The sequence below is a fragment of the Bartonella sp. TS25HLJMH genome (assembly GCF_042193505.1).
Classification (GTDB): Bacteria; Pseudomonadota; Alphaproteobacteria; order Rhizobiales; family Rhizobiaceae; genus Bartonella; species Bartonella grahamii.
The window spans coordinates 15,780-33,283 of record NZ_JBHILV010000001.1 but is presented as its reverse complement, the minus strand read 5'-3'; the positions used below and the strand labels follow the sequence as shown (position 1 = coordinate 33,283).

The following is a 17,504-nucleotide window of genomic DNA, read 5'->3' as shown; positions in this document are numbered from 1 at the left end:
ATATGATGCAGGAAACAGTATTAAACGAATTGGCACATTTACGAGCATCTATTGATAATTTTGATGCAACTTTGATTCATATTTTAGCAGAGCGTTTTCGTTGTACAAAAGCTGTTGGGCGCTTAAAAGCGCGTTATGATTTGCCTAAAGTAGATCCTCTGCGCGAGCAGTATCAGGTAGCGCGTTTGCGGCAATTGGCTATAGATAGTCATCTTGATCCTGATTTTGCTGAAAGATTTTTAAAGTTTATTATTAAAGAAGTTGTGCATCATCATGAAGTTATTGCTGAAGAGCAAAAAACAAAAAAAGTTAATTTAAACGAAAGCCAGAGCTGACAATAGGAGATAAAATATGGCATTGAAAATTCGTTTGTCCCGTGGAGGTTCAAAAAAACGTCCTTACTATCATATCGTCGTTGCAGATGTTCGTAGTCCGCGCGATGGGCGGTTTCTTGAACGTGTTGGTGCATGGGATCCAATGTTGCCTAAAGATGGACCGAGGGTAAAACTTAATGAAGAACGTATCCAATATTGGCTTGGGCAAGGGGCACAACCAACAGATCGCGTTTTGCGGTTTTTAGATGCAGCTGGCTTGAAAAAGCGTCCAACCCGTAATAATCCACATAAAGGTGAACCGGGTAAAAAAGCACAAGAACGTATAGCAGCAGCAAAGCAAGCGGCAGAAGAAGCAGCGGCAGCGGCGGAAGCAGAATCTGCCTCAGCATAAGAAGCGTGATTGTTTAATCGACGTGTCTTTAAAAGCTTAGAAAAGTAAATATTATCCGTTTTTGATAGACAAAAACGGATTTTCTTTAAAAAGCTGCTTGTTTAAACAGCGCTGGTTTTTTAAAAATCAATAGTTTTAAAAGTCAATAGCGCGGCCTTTAATTTCCCAGTCTCCATAGCGGGAAGGATCTTTGCCGCCGCGTCCGCCGTTTTCTAAAGGTTGTTCTTTTTTTGTTGCGCGTTTTCGTCTTTCTTTAGCTTCTTTAAGGGCGCGTTGTGCTGCGGGAGAAAGAGATTGCTGTTTAATGACAGTTGCATTTTTTTTGCTTGTTTTCTCATCTTTTTTATTCATTTTACACCTATTCCATTGAAGAAGCAGAAAGAAAACACCATCATATAGTATTGATTGACTTTTATCATGGAGTTTTTTGAGTAATGAATATAATGCGTACAGCTATGCTTTTGGCTTTTTTAACTGCTCTCTTTATGGGAGTTGGTTATCTTGTTGGAGGGGGTGGTGGCATGGTCATTGCTCTTTTGATGGCAAGTGGTTTAAACTTTTTTTCTTATTGGAATTCAGATAAAATTGTTTTACGCATGTACGGGGCGCGTGAAGTTGATCAGCATTCAGCACCAGTTTATTATAAGATTGTAAGCGATTTAGCGCAAAGGGCTTCTCTTCCTCAACCAAAGGTTTATGTTATTGAGAATGCGCAGCCAAATGCTTTTGCGACGGGACGTAATCCGCAAAATGCTGCTGTTGCTGCAAGTACTGGATTGTTAGAGCGGTTGAGTTCAGAGGAAATTGCCGGCGTTATGGCGCATGAGCTCGCACACATTGAGCATCGTGATACCTTAACAATGACTCTAACAGCAACGATTGCAGGGGCAATTTCAATGCTTGGTAATTTTGCTTTCTTTATGGGAGGACCGCGTAACTCTTCAGAAGATTCTCATGGCGCTGGGGCAATTGGAGGATTTATTGCACTGCTTGTGGCACCTTTTGCAGCGATGCTGGTGCAAATGGCGATTAGTCGTACACGTGAATATGCTGCGGATCGGAGAGGGGCTGAAATATGTGGTAATCCTTTATGGTTGGCTTCGGCATTGCGTAAGATTGCTGATGGGGGACGTGGGGTATATAATGAAGAAGCAGAGCATAATCCAGCAACCGCGCATCTGTTTATTATTAATCCTTTGAGCGGTGAGGGAGCGGATAGTCTTTTTTCGACACATCCAGCAACTGCAAATCGTATTGCTGCTCTTTATCGGCAAGCAGAAGAGATGAAAGGGGCTCTTACAAAAAGTGTGGGATGGAATAAAGAAGACGCTATACATGAAAAAAGCAGCGGGATGAATTATGGAGATTTTCATAGTGGTCAGGCTCATGTATTAGGTGAGCAAGAAAACAGTTCTTTTCAGCGTGTTACAAAACGTCCTTCTTGGCTTCGTTATGAAAATTCAAAAAGATCTCGTTCATAGAATTATTGAGGGAGCTCTTGAGAAAACTGTGATATAAAGGTGGTGTTTTGAAACACAAAAAAGCGGGGCATGTGTCTGAAAAAAATGTTCCAGGATTAGCTGTTCGGCAGGTGTGTGTACGTCTTTTAGGGGCGGTAGTTGATAAGCACACGCCTCTTTCTGGTTTGACAGATAATGAACACGGACATCCACAATATTTAAAACTTTCACAACGAGATCGTTTGTTATGTCGGGCTATTTTAACAGCTTCATTGCGTCATCGAGGGCAGATTATGGCGTCTCTCTCACGCTTTTTGGCGCGTTCTTTGCCTTCACAAGCACTTTCACTTCAGCATCTTTTGCATATCAGTGTTGCACAAATTCTTTATCTGGATATTCCCGATCATGCGGCTATTGATTTAGCTGTGCGTGTGGCGAAACTTGATCCTCGTATGCGCCGTTTTTCAGGGGTGGTGAATGCTCTTTTGCGCAATGTTGTGCGTGAGGCAGAGCCTTTACGCCAACAAGTTCCTACCATTGAAGGTGTTCCAGCGTGGTTTGGACAGCTTTTAATATCAACTTATGGAACAGAAAAGGCACATCAGATTATCGCAATTCAAAGTGTGGAACCTCCTTTCGATTTGACAGTGAAATCTGATAGTGGTGGATGGGCTGAAAGGCTTGGTGGTGTGGTATTGCCCAATGGTTCTGTTCGATTGAATCGTCTGGAGTGTTCTGTTTCTGATTTACCAGGCTATCGTGAAGGGTCTTGGTGGGTTCAAGATTTTGCAGCAGCTTTGCCTGCTTGTTTACTTGAGAGTATTGAGGGTAAACGCGTTGCTGATCTTTGTGCGAGCCCTGGGGGGAAAACAGCACAATTGGCTTTGCAGGGGGCAGAGGTGACAGCAATTGAGCTTTCTGCTAACCGCGTAAAGCGTTTAAAAGAAAATATGGAACGGCTTCATTTTTCAGTTCACATTTGGCAGGGCGATGTGAGAAATTTCTATCCCACACAGCTTTTTGATGCCGTTCTTCTCGATTCTCCTTGTTCTTCTACAGGGACAATCCGTCGTCACCCAGATATTTTATGGACGAAATCGAGGGATGATATCGTCAAGTTAGCGGCGTTGCAATATGATTTGCTTGTCGCAGCAATTTCTTTGGTGAAGGTGGGGGGGCGGATTGTTTTTTCCAATTGTTCATTGGCAAGAGAAGAAGGTGAAGATCTTATTGAAAAAATTTTATCGACACGCAATGACATTGTTTTAGACCCTATTTATCCAGAGGAAATAGGAGCACTGGAACATTTGCTTTGTGAGGGGATGTTACGGACAACGCCTGCGGATTTTTGTCATAAAAATTTTGATGCTGAGAAAACCGCATTTTTAGGAATGGATGGTTTTTTTGCTGCGCGCTTACGAAAAATTGCTTAATTAACGCTTCGTTTACAAAAATGGTCGAAATTGTATTTGATTCAGCATAAATGGAGATGAAATTTTGGCGGTTGCGGTAAAAGCTCCTCAGGTAAAAGTGGCGGCCTGTATCGATACGATACAGAATGTTATGCGGCGTTTATGGGTTGGACCATTGTTTCGTTGGCGGTTTTCAGGGTTTCGTCCTCATAAAATTTTAGCGCATCCCATGGATTTGCATGTGGCTGATCCTATGATGGCGCATGAATTTTACCATGGTCGTTTTGCTTTTGCTGGTCACATTGTTCATTCTGGTGCTGTTTCGCCGTTTTCATTGGTTCCACCAACGCTGGAATGGGAAGCGGCTCTACATGATTTTCATTGGTTGCGCCATATGGAGGCAGCAGGAAGTGATTTAGCTTCTGCACATGCACGCTCCCTTTTAGAAGATTGGTTTGACCATGCTGGCAAGAAGGTAAAAGGGCTTGCTTGGAGTAGTCCTGTTGTGGCGCGGCGCTTGATTTCATGGATTTGTCATTCGAAAATGTTGTTAGAAGGAGCAAGTGAGCGGTTTGAAAAACGCTTTTTACGTGCGCTTGGTTTGCAATTTCGTTATTTGCGCGTAACAATTTGCAGTATGGAGCATGATGACCAACGTTTACAAGCAGCAGCGGCTTTGACGTTCGCATCTCTAGCTTTGCCTGTTTCTGTGGCAGTGAAAAAAAAGGTACAAACCACACTTATAAAAGAGCTTTCCCGTCAAATCCTAGTTGATGGTGGGCATATTTCCCGTAGTCCTGTTATTTTGCTGAATTTGTTATCGGATTTATTGTCGTTACGGTATCTTTTTATGCGTAGCAACGAAACAGCACCACGTATTTTGATTGATTCTGTTGAGCGTATGTTGCCAGCTTTACGATTCTTTATCCATGAGGATCAAACGTTGGCCCATTTTAATGGGGTTGGTCCCCTTGTGTCGGAACGGTTATCGTCCCTTTTGGAGCTTGATGAAACAGGAGGGCATCCTTTTAGTTATGCCCGTTATTCAGGATTTCAGCGCTTAAAAGCCAATCAAACAACAGTGCTTGCAGATACAGGAAAGTTTCCACCCCGCTTTGTAGCACAGCAGGCTTGTTCGGGGTGTTTGTCTTTTGAAATGTCTTCACAAGGGCACCGTTTTATTATCAATACTGGTGTTAATCCTGATGGTCGGGAAGATTATCGACATTTAGGGCGTGTTACTGCAGCACATTCAACAGCTACGCTTAATGATTGTTCAGTGGGTGCTTTTTATCAGAAAAAGAAAAATGGCGCGCCATTTTTGTTTGATGGACCAACAGATGTTCAAGTGCGTCGTATAGAGGATGCAGAGAAGACGGGTTTTATTGCGAGTCATAATGGTTATGTGCGACCCTTTAATCTTATTCATGAGCGTGGTCTTATTTTGGCGAAAAATGGAGATATGATCGAAGGTTTTGATCGCTTTTTTATGCCAAATAAAGTGGGAAAGAGGCACAAGAGTGTGCAAAATGAACAAGATCATGTTGCTGTTCGGTTTCATCTTCATCCACAAGTTGAAGTTAACTATGATGGCAAACGTGTGTATTTAGCTGCAAAGAACGAGAACGTGAAGAGCGAACAAGTATGGTATTTTGTATCGCCTGACGCAGATATTTGTCTTGAAGATTCGATTGATTTTGCAGAATTAACAGGTCCACAGCGGACACAACAGATTGTTTTATATTTTCGTCCTGCATTTCAGGAAAAAGTTCGTTGGCGTTTTATCCGTAAAGCGTTTGATAAAAAATCAGAACATTATTCCAATCCATAGTATATTGCGTTTTATTTTGCGTGTCGCAAAACATCATCGTTTATTGTGGTAATATTCTCAAAATTTGAAGATCATATAAATTTTATACATGAAGCATTTTATTAGAGTATAGGTTGGATGTTTTTAGGCAAGGTTTGCTCGTAGAATCTCATGAGGTGATGCTAAGAGGGATTGGCTCTCGAAAAAAGAGTTTTTGATAGACCATTGTTGACAGATGAGTACTGGTTAATGATCTTCATTCTTTAAAGATGTGGAGAGAAAATAAAGCTGTTGCTTATCTTCTATAAGTTCTTAAGTGTGCTGTTGGGATTAATATTTATCTCTGAGAGAGTTGCATTAATAGGGTTACGTTCCTCACGAAAAACAGAGCGCTATTTATTGCATATTCACGGACTTATATTAAAGAAAAATCCCTTAACACTTCCAAGCCTATTTCGCGACGATGCCCGTGATGGGTATAACGGTAAACCCATGAAGCACTCCCATATTTACGCTTATGAAGGAGAAATCCGGCACCATCACACTATTTATTAGTGTCCAATGTTTGTAACAGTTCTTGGCATTAGAGATGATTCATAAGAGGCATTTTTAGCCTTTTCTTAATAGCTTTTATTTACACAGAATCCTCCGCTTGTAACGTGCAAGCGAATAGTTTTGGTTGATTCAACATACATAGATTTTAAATGAGAGAATCTTATGGTATTCGGGATTCTAATTCAATATGAATAACGCTAAATTATCATTATAAATCAAATGTTGTACATCATATAAGTACTGAGAATTCGAGAAACAATATATAGCAACGCCCGAGAAAAATACCCCTTCTACTCTTTGTTATTTACTAAAAATGAAGTCATAATAAAAAACCACAAAATGCGCGCTTTTTTATAGCAAAGCACTCTCTCAAATGCTTCAAACAACTTTTATAAAGATTTACGCGAATAACGTCGTGCAATCGAATCAATATCACCGCGACAAATTCCAAGATCGCTGAGTTCATATGTTGAAAGACAACTTAATGCATTAACGGTTCGACGATAACGGCGCCAATTACTATAAAAACGTAGAATATTCATATCCTCTACTCAAACTTTTCATTTCACTCTTTGGTTTAAGAATAGAGCATATTACTAAAAATAGTTGTGTTATAATATCATAACAGGTATGCATCTACATACACAGATAATATCCTTTTAATATTTTTCTCATGTGAAAGGGAAACAATTAAAAATATTAACAACAACAGTATCTTATCCCTAAACAATGGTTAAATTATGTGTATTTTCTGTGGTGATAAACTTCTTCCCGAATAGATTCTTTGGATTGAATAACTGCTTCCATTTCAACAGTTATCAATAGTCATACGATGATTATGAACAATTCCTTGAAACATTTGTCTCATATAATAGAGAGAATCAGCAAAATTATTAATGGCGGAAGTGTCGTGTTCCTGTGAAAACCATCGCTAAACCCTGCGCATCAGCAGCAGTGATAACTTCTTCATCACGCATGGAGCCTCCTGGTTGAATAACTGCTGTTGCTCCTGCTTCAGCTGCTGCTAATAAACCATCTGCAAAAGGAAAAAATGCATCTGATGCAACAACCGATCCTTTTGTGAGAGTTTCTGTTAAGCCTGCTCTTTGCGCACTTTCTGCTGCTTTACTTGCAGCAATTTTTGCTGAATCGATGCGGCTCATTTGTCCGGCTCCAATTCCAACTGTTGCGCTATTTTTCGCGTATACAATAGCATTTGATTTAACGTGTTTTGCTACACGAAAAGCAAACTGAAGATCACGCATTTCATCTTGAGTTGGTGCCCGCTTTGTCACTACTTGCAATTTAAGATCATCAACCACCACGTTATCACGCGATTGCACTAAAATGCCTCCTGCAAGTGTTTTCGCAAGAAGTCCTCCACAGCGTGGATCAGGAACTCCACCTGTAATGAGCAAACGAAGATTTTTTTTCTTGGCAATAATTTCACGTGCCGCCATTGTGGCATCAGGAGCAATAATCACTTCTGTGAAAATTTTAACAATCTCTTCAGCACATTCCTCATCAAGGGTTTGATTTAAAGCAACAATTCCACCAAATGCCGATACATTATCACACATAAGAGCTTTCAAATAAGCTTCTTTCAAATTTTTTCCCTCCGCAACACCACAAGGATTGGCATGTTTAATAAGAGCGACAGCAGCGGTTTTTTGCGGATCAAATTCTGCCACAAGCTCAAAGGCTGCATCTGTATCATTCAGATTGTTATAAGAAAGCGCTTTGCCTTGTAAAAGTTTTGCTGTTGCAATACCAAAACGTTTTTCATTATTGCGATAAAATGCTGCTTGTTGATGTGGATTTTCTCCATAGCGCATAACATTTTCAAGATGACCAGAAAAACTCTGCCACGATGGAATTTCAATTTTTAAATCCCGCGCAAACCACGATGCTATTGCCGTATCATAAGCAGCGGTGTGTGCATAAGCGTGCATTGCTAGCTGACGACGCATAGATAAGCTTAAACATCCATTATGCTGCTTTAATTCAGCTAGAATCGAATCATAATCCTTTATCGCTGTTACAACACCAGTATAAGCATAATTCTTTGCCCCGGCGCGAATCATCGCTGGTCCACCGATATCAATATTTTCAAGAATCGTTTGCCCATCGGCTCCCGATAAGATCGTCTCTTCAAAAGGATAAAGATTCACCACCAAAAGATCAATTCCATTAATGCTGTTCTTTTCCATAGCTTCCCTATGGCTAGGATCTTCTCTTACCCCTAACAAAGCACCATGAATCAAAGGATGGAGTGTTTTTACACGCCCATCCATTATCTCAGGAAATCCGGTAACTTCAGCAACATCTTTTACGGGTAAACCAGCTGCTATGAGGGTTTTGGCTGTTCCCCCTGTTGAAATCAATTCAACATTGTAAGTAGCATGGAGGGCTTGTGCAAAAGCAACTACACCCGTTTTATCAGACACAGAAAAGAGAACACGACGAACCCGATGAAGATCAGGTATGGGAAAATTTTTGGCAACAACACCCATAACAGAAGCCTTAAAAATGAAAAAGTTAAAATTCTAGTAAAACACGCTTATACATTTATAGCATAAGCCTTTAGCAAAATACACTGAAAGGATAAACTGTCTTTTTAGAATATAGGATGACTCACCTTTTTTATTATCCTGTAAAAACACTCTCATTTGAGGTGTGGTGGTAGGTGTAAAAGTATCATTGAGACATTAAATGTTTTTTTGTTGCTTAGTAACTCAACATCTCATCTTCATAGCAATTTTGAAACAAAAAATGCATCCGTATGTTCTCTGCTATATTAGCTTTTATACTAGATGAAGGCGAAAGTATTGCGTATATCAATTGGAGTGATCTCTGAAATGGGAAACAATCTAATGAAGCAAGAATATAAAATTATAAAGGCAAAAATGAGTGCCTATCTTTCCTATCATTTTTAAATTTGGCTGTATGTTTTTCAAAAGCGTTTATGACAATGTTTTTTTAGAATGAATTTTTTTTAAGAGTGGAGATAATGCATTGTTTCACATTTTTGGGCATTACATTTTTAATGAATCATCCCTCGTTTTATGATGGTTTTTTGAAGAGTGTCGCGTAAATCTTTTGTGGATGGTATAAAGTCCATTGTATGCCTATGATCTCTATTTAACAAAGGCGCAAGTTAGTAGATTCTGTTCTCTTTATCAGTTTCCAAGATTCTAAAAATTTCTGTTACTTGAGATGGAAGAGGTCTTTTTTTAGTTTTTTTGCCGTAGCAGAAAAAGAAAAGCTCCTAACACACCAGCAGCTAAAATAAACCACGTGATTGCATAAACGAGATGATTATTTCGAAAATGGACAATCGTAAGACCAACGACGGGAAGGTTTGCTTGTGGAGATGTTTTTCTGGCATCAATGAAATAGGGGGCAACAGTGGATAAACCAAGTTTTTGTGCCATAGCGGGGAGATCGCGCGTATACCATAAATTTTTGTCAGGATTATTTTTACGCGGAAAAAAACCATTTTTTTCACTCATGCGTAATAAACCTATAATTGTTGTTTGTTCTGTGTCTGTGGTCGAATTTTGCTGAGATGAGGCATTTGTATGCGATTGCTCTGAGTTTTGAAAATTGTTACGTTCATCCATGGGGATAAAGCCACGGTTGATAAAGATCAGTGTATTATCAGCCGTTTGTAAAGGAGTCAAAACCCAATAGCCTGTAGTATTTTGAGCGGCAGCAGTGACTAAAATATTTTTATCTGTTAAAAATTTTCCTGTGGTAACAACAGGTTGATATTCGTTTTTTTCAAAAGTAACATCTGACCATTGATTTTTTGGGGGGGCTTTTATGGGGGGCAAATGAATGCGCTGATTGGCACTGGTGATGAGATTTGTTTTCCAGTTTAACCGTTGTACTTGCCATATACCTAATGCACTGAAGAGAAGAAAAAAACAAATACATAAAGTCCCAAACAAAAAAGAAGAAAAACAGCAAGAATCTTCCTGAAGCTTTGTCATGGGGGGCTCTTTTTTGCTCATGATTTATGCTTCCTTTCGGGACAATAGATTTTTATTCTAACATGGTATGTATTTAAAAAAAACATTTTGTACGCTTTTTGGTGGAATTTGCACGCCTTATTGAGGAAAAAGATGAAGAATGAGCCAGTAAGATATGAAAAAGGTTTTATAAAAGACTTGACCTTTTGTTGTCGACCCCCTATTAGAAAGAGACTTCCCAATGATGCCCGTTCAAGGTTGCATTGTGCGTGTTTTGCGTTCATTGTGTCCTTTGGGTATGGGGATTTGAAAGTTTCTTAGAGTTTAAGGGTGAAGTTTATGTCTCGTGCATGTGAATTGACAGGGAAGACGGTTCTGTATGGTAATAATGTTAGCCATGCGAATAATAAGACTCGGCGTCGTTTTTTACCAAATCTTTGCAATGTGACATTGATTTCAGAAGTGTTGCAGCAAAGTTATCGCTTGCGCATTTCAGCAAGTGCGTTGCGTTCTGTTGAGCATCGTGGTGGACTTGATGGTTTTTTGGTCAAAGCAGACGATAAAGAGTTGTCGCAACGTGCGCGTTTGCTAAAACGACAAATCATTAAGAAAAAAGCTGAGCAAGAAGGTGAGCAAAAGGCTGAACAAGCAGCGTAATCGTTAGCGCCATTCTTTTTGGTTTATTGACGCTTTTGTTCCGGTTTTCTGTTCTAAAAGTTAAGTTTTTTCAGGTTGATCGTTTTATTTTATTGGTTCCGTATCATAGGTTTAAAAAATGCTCTCAAGCAGTCCTTTACGAGAACAGCAAAAAAAGAGGTATATTGTTTTTTCTATTTTAGCAATGTGCCTTGCTGTCACTGCTTCTAATATTTTTGTTCAATACCCTGTCTACTGGTTTGATTTGAATGAGCTGTTGACTTATGGGGCTTTTACCTATCCATTTGCTTTTCTGATCAATGATTTGACCAATCGTTTTTATGGTCCATCTGCTGCGCGGCGTGTGGTTTATGCTGGTTTTTTTGCGGGTATCTTTGTTTCTTGGATATTGGCGACACCACGGCTTGCACTTGCTTCTAGTTTTGCATTTTTATTTGGGCAACTCCTTGATATTGTTGTTTTTACTCCTTTGCGACGTAAAACATGGTGGAAAGCACCTTTAGCAGCAGCGTTGGTTGGTTCGGCTTTGGATACAGTGCTGTTTTTTGCTCTTGCTTTTTCTAGCTCTTTTGCTGTTCTTGATAAGATAACAGGCTATGCTGATAGTTCACTGGTGGAGAGTACTGTTTTGGGAGGGATAGGCATGCCAGTTTGGCTCTCGCTTGCTTTTGGTGATTTTTCGGTAAAAATTGTTATGAGCCTGTTTATGTTGATTCCCTATGGAACAATTCTTAATATTGTAAAGCTTCCTCTTTATCAAAGTCATTCAAAGGATGATTCTTCTTTTGTTTGTAACAAATAATGATCTTTGTCCTTTTGTTTTGCTAAAGCAGAGAAGGTTGTGCGTTATGTCTTCTAAGAACAGAATTTGAGTGGATTCAAAAAAGGGATTTTGTTTCTTTTCTCAAGTTGTATTTATCCATACATCATCTATGCTTATGATGTGTAAGGAGATAGTTTTGACTGATTCAGTATGAGATAAGAGCATCTTATCAGTATTAAAAACAGATAATAAAGTTCTTATAAAGTAAAGGCAAAAAAATGTCTTGTTAAGAATTGTGATTTTTTACTTATGATTATTTGAGCTATAAGAAACTTGGTTCTTATAAAGGAAAAACATTTCGATATACATTTGGGTAGTATATAAATAGAAAAATAAATTACCAATGGTATCAGGTCCTTTTTGACAGTTTTAAAATTTGGCTATACTGGTATTTATCATTATTTTAGTAACAAATGTTTGTGCAGATATGTTGATGAATTTACAATTTGTTAAAATGCGATCTCTGTAGAATTTGGCAAGCGCTTCAAGTATTTATTTTAGATAATTGTAGGTTAGAAAATGCGATATTTGGAGCTGATAACATGAACAAAATGATAAATCAAAGAGATCATACAAAGGCTTTATTAGATAATTTGGTATTAACTTCCTCGAAAAAACAGAGAGCGACTAGGGAGTTGCCTATTGTAAAATCACCTCTTCGTTATCCGGGAGGGAAAAGTCGTGCTGTTCCTATGATTATTAATAACTATATAAGGAAACAGAAAACTTTATGTTCTCCTTTTGTAGGAGGCGGTTCAATTGAATTAACCTTAGCTAAAAGAGGAACAAAGGTTTATGCTTATGATGCTTTTAAGCCGCTTGTTATTTTTTGGCAGATGCTTTTGAAAGATGCTTCAGCTCTTGCAGAAAAAGTGAGAGAATATGAAGATATGACTCCCGTAATGTTTTATAATCTCCAAAAAACTTTTGGGAATATTAAAAATCAATTAGAAATTGCTGCTGTTTTTTCTTACTCTTAATCGCTCTTCTTTTTCCGGAACAACACTTTCTGGCGGTATGTCTCCAGGACATCCTTGATTCAATTATTTTTCTATTGAACGGCTTAAAGATTTTAAGATTGAAAATTTCACAGTGAAACACAGAGATTTTACAGAAAGTATTCCTAAACACTTTAACGATTTTCTTTATTGTGATCCTCCGTATCTTATTAATCAAAAACTTTATGGTCACAAAGGCGATAAACATAATTCTTTTGATCATCAAGCTCTTGCTGAACTTTTGAGAAAGCATCACAGATGGGTTTTATCTTATAATGATTGTGTGGAAGTTAGAGAACTTTATAAAGGACATACAATACTTAATCTTGAATGGATTTACGGTATGGGAAACAATAAAAAATCAAATGAACTCGTAATTTTGAGTAAGGATCTTTAGGAAATTGTATGAATCAGGTAGAAAATGGAAAAGCCTTTGAATATGCTTTGGCCATGGGGTTTAAAAAAGCAACAAAAGCTTCTATAGAGTTTAATTCGTCCTTTCAAATAGCGGAGTCTTTTTATAATTTATTTAATGATACTGAAAAAAGGCTTTTAAATCTTGCTTCTATTGAAGCAGCTGTTTTCTTACAGTTACATGATAAAAATATTAGAAACACGAAAACTATTGTTCTTCAGGAAGATTTTGTTGGGATCAAAGGAGATGTCCGTGATATTATTTTAAAAGTTCCTGAAAATCACATTGGTATTTCTGCAAAACATAATCATAGCGCTATCAAACATCCTCGCCTTTCCGGTAAAATAGATTTTGGTAAAGAATGGACAGGTTATTCTTGTAGCAGCGTTTATTTTAATGAAGTTAGACCTATTTTTGATTATTTAGCAGAGCTCAGAGACAAGAAAATGTTCTTTAGAGATATAGAGGATAAAGACAGCAGAGTTTATCTTCCAATCCTAGAAGCTTTTTCTAAAGAACTTCAAAGGCTTTGTTTAGATTATCAAGATAAATTTGTGAAGCTATTGTTTCAGTATGTTATAGGTTCTTATGATTTTTATAAGATTATGATAGATACAAGATCTAAACAAAAACGGGTTATTATTCAGTCTTTTAATTTGAATGGCACTCTGGGATATGGTCGTAAATGGAAAATTCCAAGCAAAATTTTATCAGTTGCACTAAAACCAGAAAGTAAAAACAAACTCATTATAATTTTTAAAGATGGTTGGAGCATTTCTTTTAGAATTCATAATGCATCCGTAAAGTAGAAGCTTCCTTAAAGTTCGATATTCAATTTGTGGGATTATCTTCTCAGGTTGTTAGTCATCAAATTCCAATGGTTTAATGATAGAGATAATTTTTTTAAGATGTAACTGTTGGCTGTTTCAAGGTAGGTTTATTTCTTATGAATATGAGGCATTTTATCACTAAAAAGTATTTCTAATTGTTTTGTTATGGCGTCAGCGAGTTCTTCAGCATTCATAATTGTTACAGCACGCTGATAATAACGTGTGACGTCATGACCAATTCCAATGGCAATGAGTTCAATGGGGGAATGTGTTTGGATTTCTTGAATCACTGCGCGTAAGTGTTTTTCTAAATAATTGCTGGCGTTGACCGATAGTGTCGAATCGTCAACAGGAGCACCATCAGAAATGACCATGAGGATGCGACGTTGTTCTCGCCGTGATAAAAGGCGTTGATGAGCCCAAATTAAAGCTTCTCCGTCGATGTTTTCTTTTAATAATCCTTCTTGCATCATTAAACCTAAATTGCGTCGTGCGCGACGCCATGGGGTATCAGCACTTTTATAGATGATATGGCATAAATCATTGAGGCGTCCAGGATTATGAAGTTTGTTTTGGGTAAGCCATTGTTCGCGCGATTTTCCTCCTTTCCAAGTTTTAGTGGTAAAACCTAAAATTTCAACTTTGACACCACAACGTTCAAGAGTTTGTGCCAAAATATCAGCACAACTTGCGGCGACGCTAATGGGGCGTCCGCGCATTGAGCCCGAATTATCAATGAGGAGTGAAACAACCGTGTCCCGAAATTGGGTGTTGCTTTCCATTTTAAAAGAAAGGGGTTGCATGGGATCAATAATTAAACGTGGAAGCCGTGCTGTATCAAGATATCCTTCTTCAAGGTCAAAGCTCCAGTTGCGATTTTGTTGCGCCATCAAGCGGCGCTGGAGACGGTTTGCTAAACGGCCAACGATGTTTTGAAGATGATTGATTTGCTTATCAAGATAACGGCGTAAGTGATCCAACTCGTTTTCAGAACAAAAATCTGTTGCTTCCAAAATTTCATCAAATTGACGAGTGAAGATTTTATAATCACCAAGTCTTTCCATTTGTTCCGAATCGGAAAAAAGGCGTTTGGGTCTGCTTGGCTTTTCTTGCCAAGGTCCATTTTTTTGCTCGCCGTCAGCTTGATCATTGTTGTTTGATTGTGTCGCTTGTGTTTTTCCGTCGTCTTGCACATCACTTTCTTGTTCAGTGCTGGTTTGTTCTTCACTTTGAGCGTGTTTTTTGTTTTTACTCTCTTCTTCTGCTTGGTCTTGAGGTTCACATTCGTTTTTTAATTTTTTATTGTTTTCACTGTTAGAAGCTTTAGCTTGTTGCACTGTCATTTTGAGTGTAGCAAGCATTTGGCGAACAATCTGTGCAAAAGCTTGTTGGTTGTAAATATGATGTGGGAGTTCATTGAGTTCTGCTGCTGCTTTTTGTTCGAGTTCTTGACGCCACAATTCTAAGACAGGACCTGCTTCTTTTGGAGCTGTGCGCTTTGTTATTTTTTCACGCAATAAAAGTGCAATCGCTTCTTGGATGGGGGCTTCACTTTGGTTGCTAATTTTATGATAATGGGCTCTTTTGTATTTATCGGCGAGCATGATATCAAGATTTTTTGCAAGTCCCTCCATGGCTAAAGTGCCAATTACTTCAACACGTGTTTGTTCGAGGGCATCAAAGACAGCACGTGCTTCTGATTCTAGTGGAGCAAATTGCATGTGAATATGGTTATCATGCCATGCTTTGCGCAGAGCCATGGAATCACCTAATCCGCGGGTAATGGTGATGTCTTTATTCGTTGCGTATTGAGGTAATTCTGGTAAACGCGCACAACTTTCGCTTAAAGATGGTCGGTTATGACTAAAGGAAACTTCAAGGTTGTTTGTGCCTGCAATTGCACGCATACAGGTGGAAAGTGCTTTTTTAAAAGCTTCAGCATTAAGAGTGTTGTTGGAAGAGTCCTTTGCCAGATTTTTGTTGTCGCCAATATCGGTAGCCATGAGTGACAGATTCCTTAAGGCGAAACACCATGAACGAGTGATTCGGGAAGTTCTTGTCCAAAGGCGCGTTGATAAAATTCTGCAACAGTGGCACGTTCGAGTTCATCACATTTATTGAGAAAGGTTAATCGGAAGGCAAAGCCGACATCTTGAAAAATTGTTGTATTTTCTGCCCAAGTAAGGACAGTACGTGGACTCATGACAGTTGAAAGATCTCCATTGATAAAAGATTGGCGTACCATATCAGCAACATGAACCATTTGTGAAATTGTCTTTTTCCCCTCAGCCGTTTGAAAAGATTTGACCTTTGAACAAATGATATTAACCTCTTTATCATGGGGTAAATAATTGAGTATCGTAACAATAGACCAGCGGTCCATTTGAGCTTGATTGATCTGTTGGGTACCATGATAGAGACCGGTTGTATCACCAAGACCAATGGTGTTTGCTGTTGCAAAAAGACGAAAGGCTGGATGTGGAGAGATGACACGGCTTTGATCAAGTAAGCTTAGTTTTCCAGAGGTTTCAAGAACGCGTTGGATGACAAACATAACATCGGGACGCCCAGCGTCATATTCGTCGAAAACAAGAGCAATATTATTTTGATAAGCCCATGGCAAAATGCCTTCTTTAAATTCAGTTATTTGTAAGCCATCTTTTAAAACGATAGCGTCTTTTCCTACAAGATCAATACGACTTACATGACTATCGAGATTAATGCGAAGACAAGGCCAGTTGAGACGTGCAGCAACTTGTTCAATATGCGTTGATTTCCCTGTACCGTGATAACCAGAAACCATTACACGACGGTTAAAGGTAAAACCTGCGAGAATCGCTAAAGTTGTTTGCTGATCAAAAAGATAATCAGGATCGATATCAGGAACATGGGAACTTTTTGTGCTAAAAGCAGGGATTTCCATATCTGTTTCAATATGAAATAGATCGCGAGCACAAAGTGTAATATCGGGTAAATTTTCAACGGTAAAATTTGTCATTGTGTTTTTGGAAGGGAGGGACGCTATTTATTCATTAGAAAACGATACAAGAGTTAGAGCATTTATGCAATGCTCTATAATGAGAGCCTTAGATGTGAAGGAAGATTTTTACGTATTCTATAATGTTTTGTAAAAAAATAATATCTTGCGCAAATAATGATGGTCTAAATGAAAATAGGCTCATATAAGTACATGTTTTTAGCACAAACCAGACTTTTTTAGCAAATTATAAGCATGTAAAACATCACGAAAGCGCTCTTCTGAAGCACGATTACCACCATTGGAATCAGGATGGTGCTTTTTTACCAACTCTTTATATTTCATTTTGATGTCTTCTGCTGAAGCGTTTGACTGTAGTCCCAGTGTATCAAAAGCTTTTGCTTCTAAGGGCTTTAATTTTCGTGAGAAATTTGAATGCCGCTCAGTAAAAAGCGTGAAGGGATCGCGTATGCGATTTTGATAGGCAGCTGTTCCAGAGCGAATCTTTGCATAATTAGCGGCTGTTTTTTTCGATGTACCATTGCTCAGATCTGTAGGCCATGTCGGACGATGCCCTGTGAGAGCATCCTTTTGAAATTTTGCGATATCTTTATTGCTAAGACCAGAGAAATAATTAAAATTTTTATTATAGGCGCGTACGTGTTCAATACAAAAATATAGATATTGTCCTTCGTGATTTCGACCTGCTGGTGCTTTATGGGACCCTGTTTTTTCACAACCTTCCCACTGACACTGCTGCGCTTCTGGCTCAGCTTTTTGTTTTTTATTTGAGCTTATGCGAATTGAATCGAATAATTTAGATGTTATTGTCATACTCTTGGTTTATGCAAAATTGATTAATTTTAC

17 protein-coding genes are annotated in these 17,504 nt (G+C 38.5%); 10 read left to right on the top strand and 7 right to left on the bottom strand.

Going from position 1 to position 17,504, the window contains the following annotated elements; all coding sequences use genetic code 11:
• Positions 1-5 precede the first annotated feature (5 nt).
• Both ACFINF_RS00160 and rpsP read left to right on the top strand, forming a co-directional pair.
• Positions 6-335 carry a chorismate mutase gene (locus tag ACFINF_RS00160; protein ID WP_375619298.1) on the top strand — a complete coding sequence of 110 codons (330 nt, stop codon included), beginning with the start codon at positions 6-8 and terminating at the stop codon, positions 333-335.
• Between the two features lie 16 nt (positions 336-351).
• Positions 352-726: a 30S ribosomal protein S16 gene (gene rpsP, locus ACFINF_RS00155; protein ID WP_273787601.1), complete on the top strand. Its 375-nt coding sequence runs from the start codon at positions 352-354 to the stop codon at positions 724-726.
• A 135-nt stretch (positions 727-861) separates the two neighbouring features.
• Here the strand turns inward: rpsP and ACFINF_RS00150 are convergent, their stop codons facing one another.
• The gene (locus ACFINF_RS00150; RefSeq protein ID WP_375619134.1) at positions 862-1,077 is read right to left on the bottom strand and encodes a DUF1674 domain-containing protein; all 216 of its coding nucleotides are present in this window, start codon (positions 1,075-1,077) and stop codon (positions 862-864) included.
• Between the two features lie 83 nt (positions 1,078-1,160).
• Between ACFINF_RS00150 and htpX the strand changes: the two genes are divergently transcribed.
• From htpX to ACFINF_RS00135, 3 genes are all read left to right on the top strand, one after another.
• On the top strand, positions 1,161-2,207 hold the full coding sequence (gene htpX, locus ACFINF_RS00145) for a zinc metalloprotease HtpX (protein ID WP_375619133.1): 1,047 nt from the start codon (positions 1,161-1,163) through the stop codon (positions 2,205-2,207).
• Positions 2,208-2,254: 47 nt separating this feature from the next.
• Positions 2,255-3,619 carry an RsmB/NOP family class I SAM-dependent RNA methyltransferase gene (locus tag ACFINF_RS00140; protein ID WP_375619132.1) on the top strand — a complete coding sequence of 455 codons (1,365 nt, stop codon included), beginning with the start codon at positions 2,255-2,257 and terminating at the stop codon, positions 3,617-3,619.
• Positions 3,620-3,683: 64 nt separating this feature from the next.
• The gene (locus ACFINF_RS00135) at positions 3,684-5,429 is read left to right on the top strand and encodes a heparinase II/III family protein (protein ID WP_375619131.1); all 1,746 of its coding nucleotides are present in this window, start codon (positions 3,684-3,686) and stop codon (positions 5,427-5,429) included.
• Positions 5,430-6,352: 923 nt separating this feature from the next.
• Here ACFINF_RS00135 and ACFINF_RS00130 read toward each other — a convergent pair.
• The 3 genes from ACFINF_RS00130 to ACFINF_RS00120 all read right to left on the bottom strand — a co-directional run bounded on the left by ACFINF_RS00130 (position 6,353) and on the right by ACFINF_RS00120 (position 9,979).
• The gene (locus ACFINF_RS00130; RefSeq protein WP_273787606.1) at positions 6,353-6,505 is read right to left on the bottom strand and encodes a DUF1127 domain-containing protein; all 153 of its coding nucleotides are present in this window, start codon (positions 6,503-6,505) and stop codon (positions 6,353-6,355) included.
• A gap of 351 nt (positions 6,506-6,856) precedes the next feature.
• Entirely contained in the window at positions 6,857-8,476 is a 1,620-nt protein-coding gene (gene purH / locus ACFINF_RS00125; protein WP_375619130.1) for a bifunctional phosphoribosylaminoimidazolecarboxamide formyltransferase/IMP cyclohydrolase, read from the bottom strand.
• Positions 8,477-9,196: 720 nt separating this feature from the next.
• On the bottom strand, positions 9,197-9,979 hold the full coding sequence (locus ACFINF_RS00120) for an SURF1 family protein (protein ID WP_375619129.1): 783 nt from the start codon (positions 9,977-9,979) through the stop codon (positions 9,197-9,199).
• A 297-nt stretch (positions 9,980-10,276) separates the two neighbouring features.
• On the opposite strand from ACFINF_RS00120, the gene rpmB reads away from it, so the two are divergent.
• The 5 genes from rpmB (at position 10,277) to ACFINF_RS00095 (ending at position 13,639) form a co-directional block, all read left to right on the top strand.
• The gene (gene rpmB / locus ACFINF_RS00115) at positions 10,277-10,594 is read left to right on the top strand and encodes a 50S ribosomal protein L28 (RefSeq protein WP_273787609.1); all 318 of its coding nucleotides are present in this window, start codon (positions 10,277-10,279) and stop codon (positions 10,592-10,594) included.
• Positions 10,595-10,712: 118 nt separating this feature from the next.
• Positions 10,713-11,396 (top strand): VUT family protein, encoded by a 684-nt coding sequence (locus ACFINF_RS00110; RefSeq protein WP_375619128.1) that lies wholly within the window; start codon positions 10,713-10,715, stop codon positions 11,394-11,396.
• Positions 11,397-11,959: 563 nt separating this feature from the next.
• On the top strand, positions 11,960-12,397 hold the full coding sequence (locus tag ACFINF_RS00105; protein ID WP_375619127.1) for a DNA adenine methylase: 438 nt from the start codon (positions 11,960-11,962) through the stop codon (positions 12,395-12,397).
• 73 nt (positions 12,398-12,470) lie between these two features.
• A complete protein-coding gene (locus ACFINF_RS00100) occupies positions 12,471-12,812 on the top strand; it encodes a DNA adenine methylase (protein WP_375619297.1) in 342 nt (113 codons plus the stop codon).
• Positions 12,813-12,820: 8 nt separating this feature from the next.
• Entirely contained in the window at positions 12,821-13,639 is an 819-nt protein-coding gene (locus ACFINF_RS00095) for a HaeIII family restriction endonuclease (RefSeq protein WP_375619126.1), read from the top strand.
• A 128-nt stretch (positions 13,640-13,767) separates the two neighbouring features.
• Here the strand turns inward: ACFINF_RS00095 and cobT are convergent, their stop codons facing one another.
• The 3 genes from cobT to ACFINF_RS00080 all read right to left on the bottom strand — a co-directional run bounded on the left by cobT (position 13,768) and on the right by ACFINF_RS00080 (position 17,471).
• Positions 13,768-15,663, bottom strand: coding sequence for a cobaltochelatase subunit CobT (cobT, locus tag ACFINF_RS00090; protein WP_375619125.1), 1,896 nt, complete (start codon positions 15,661-15,663; stop codon positions 13,768-13,770).
• A gap of 14 nt (positions 15,664-15,677) precedes the next feature.
• A complete protein-coding gene (cobS, locus tag ACFINF_RS00085; RefSeq protein WP_375619124.1) occupies positions 15,678-16,658 on the bottom strand; it encodes a cobaltochelatase subunit CobS in 981 nt (326 codons plus the stop codon).
• Between the two features lie 198 nt (positions 16,659-16,856).
• A complete protein-coding gene (locus ACFINF_RS00080; RefSeq protein WP_375619123.1) occupies positions 16,857-17,471 on the bottom strand; it encodes a J domain-containing protein in 615 nt (204 codons plus the stop codon).
• Positions 17,472-17,504: the final 33 nt, after the last annotated feature.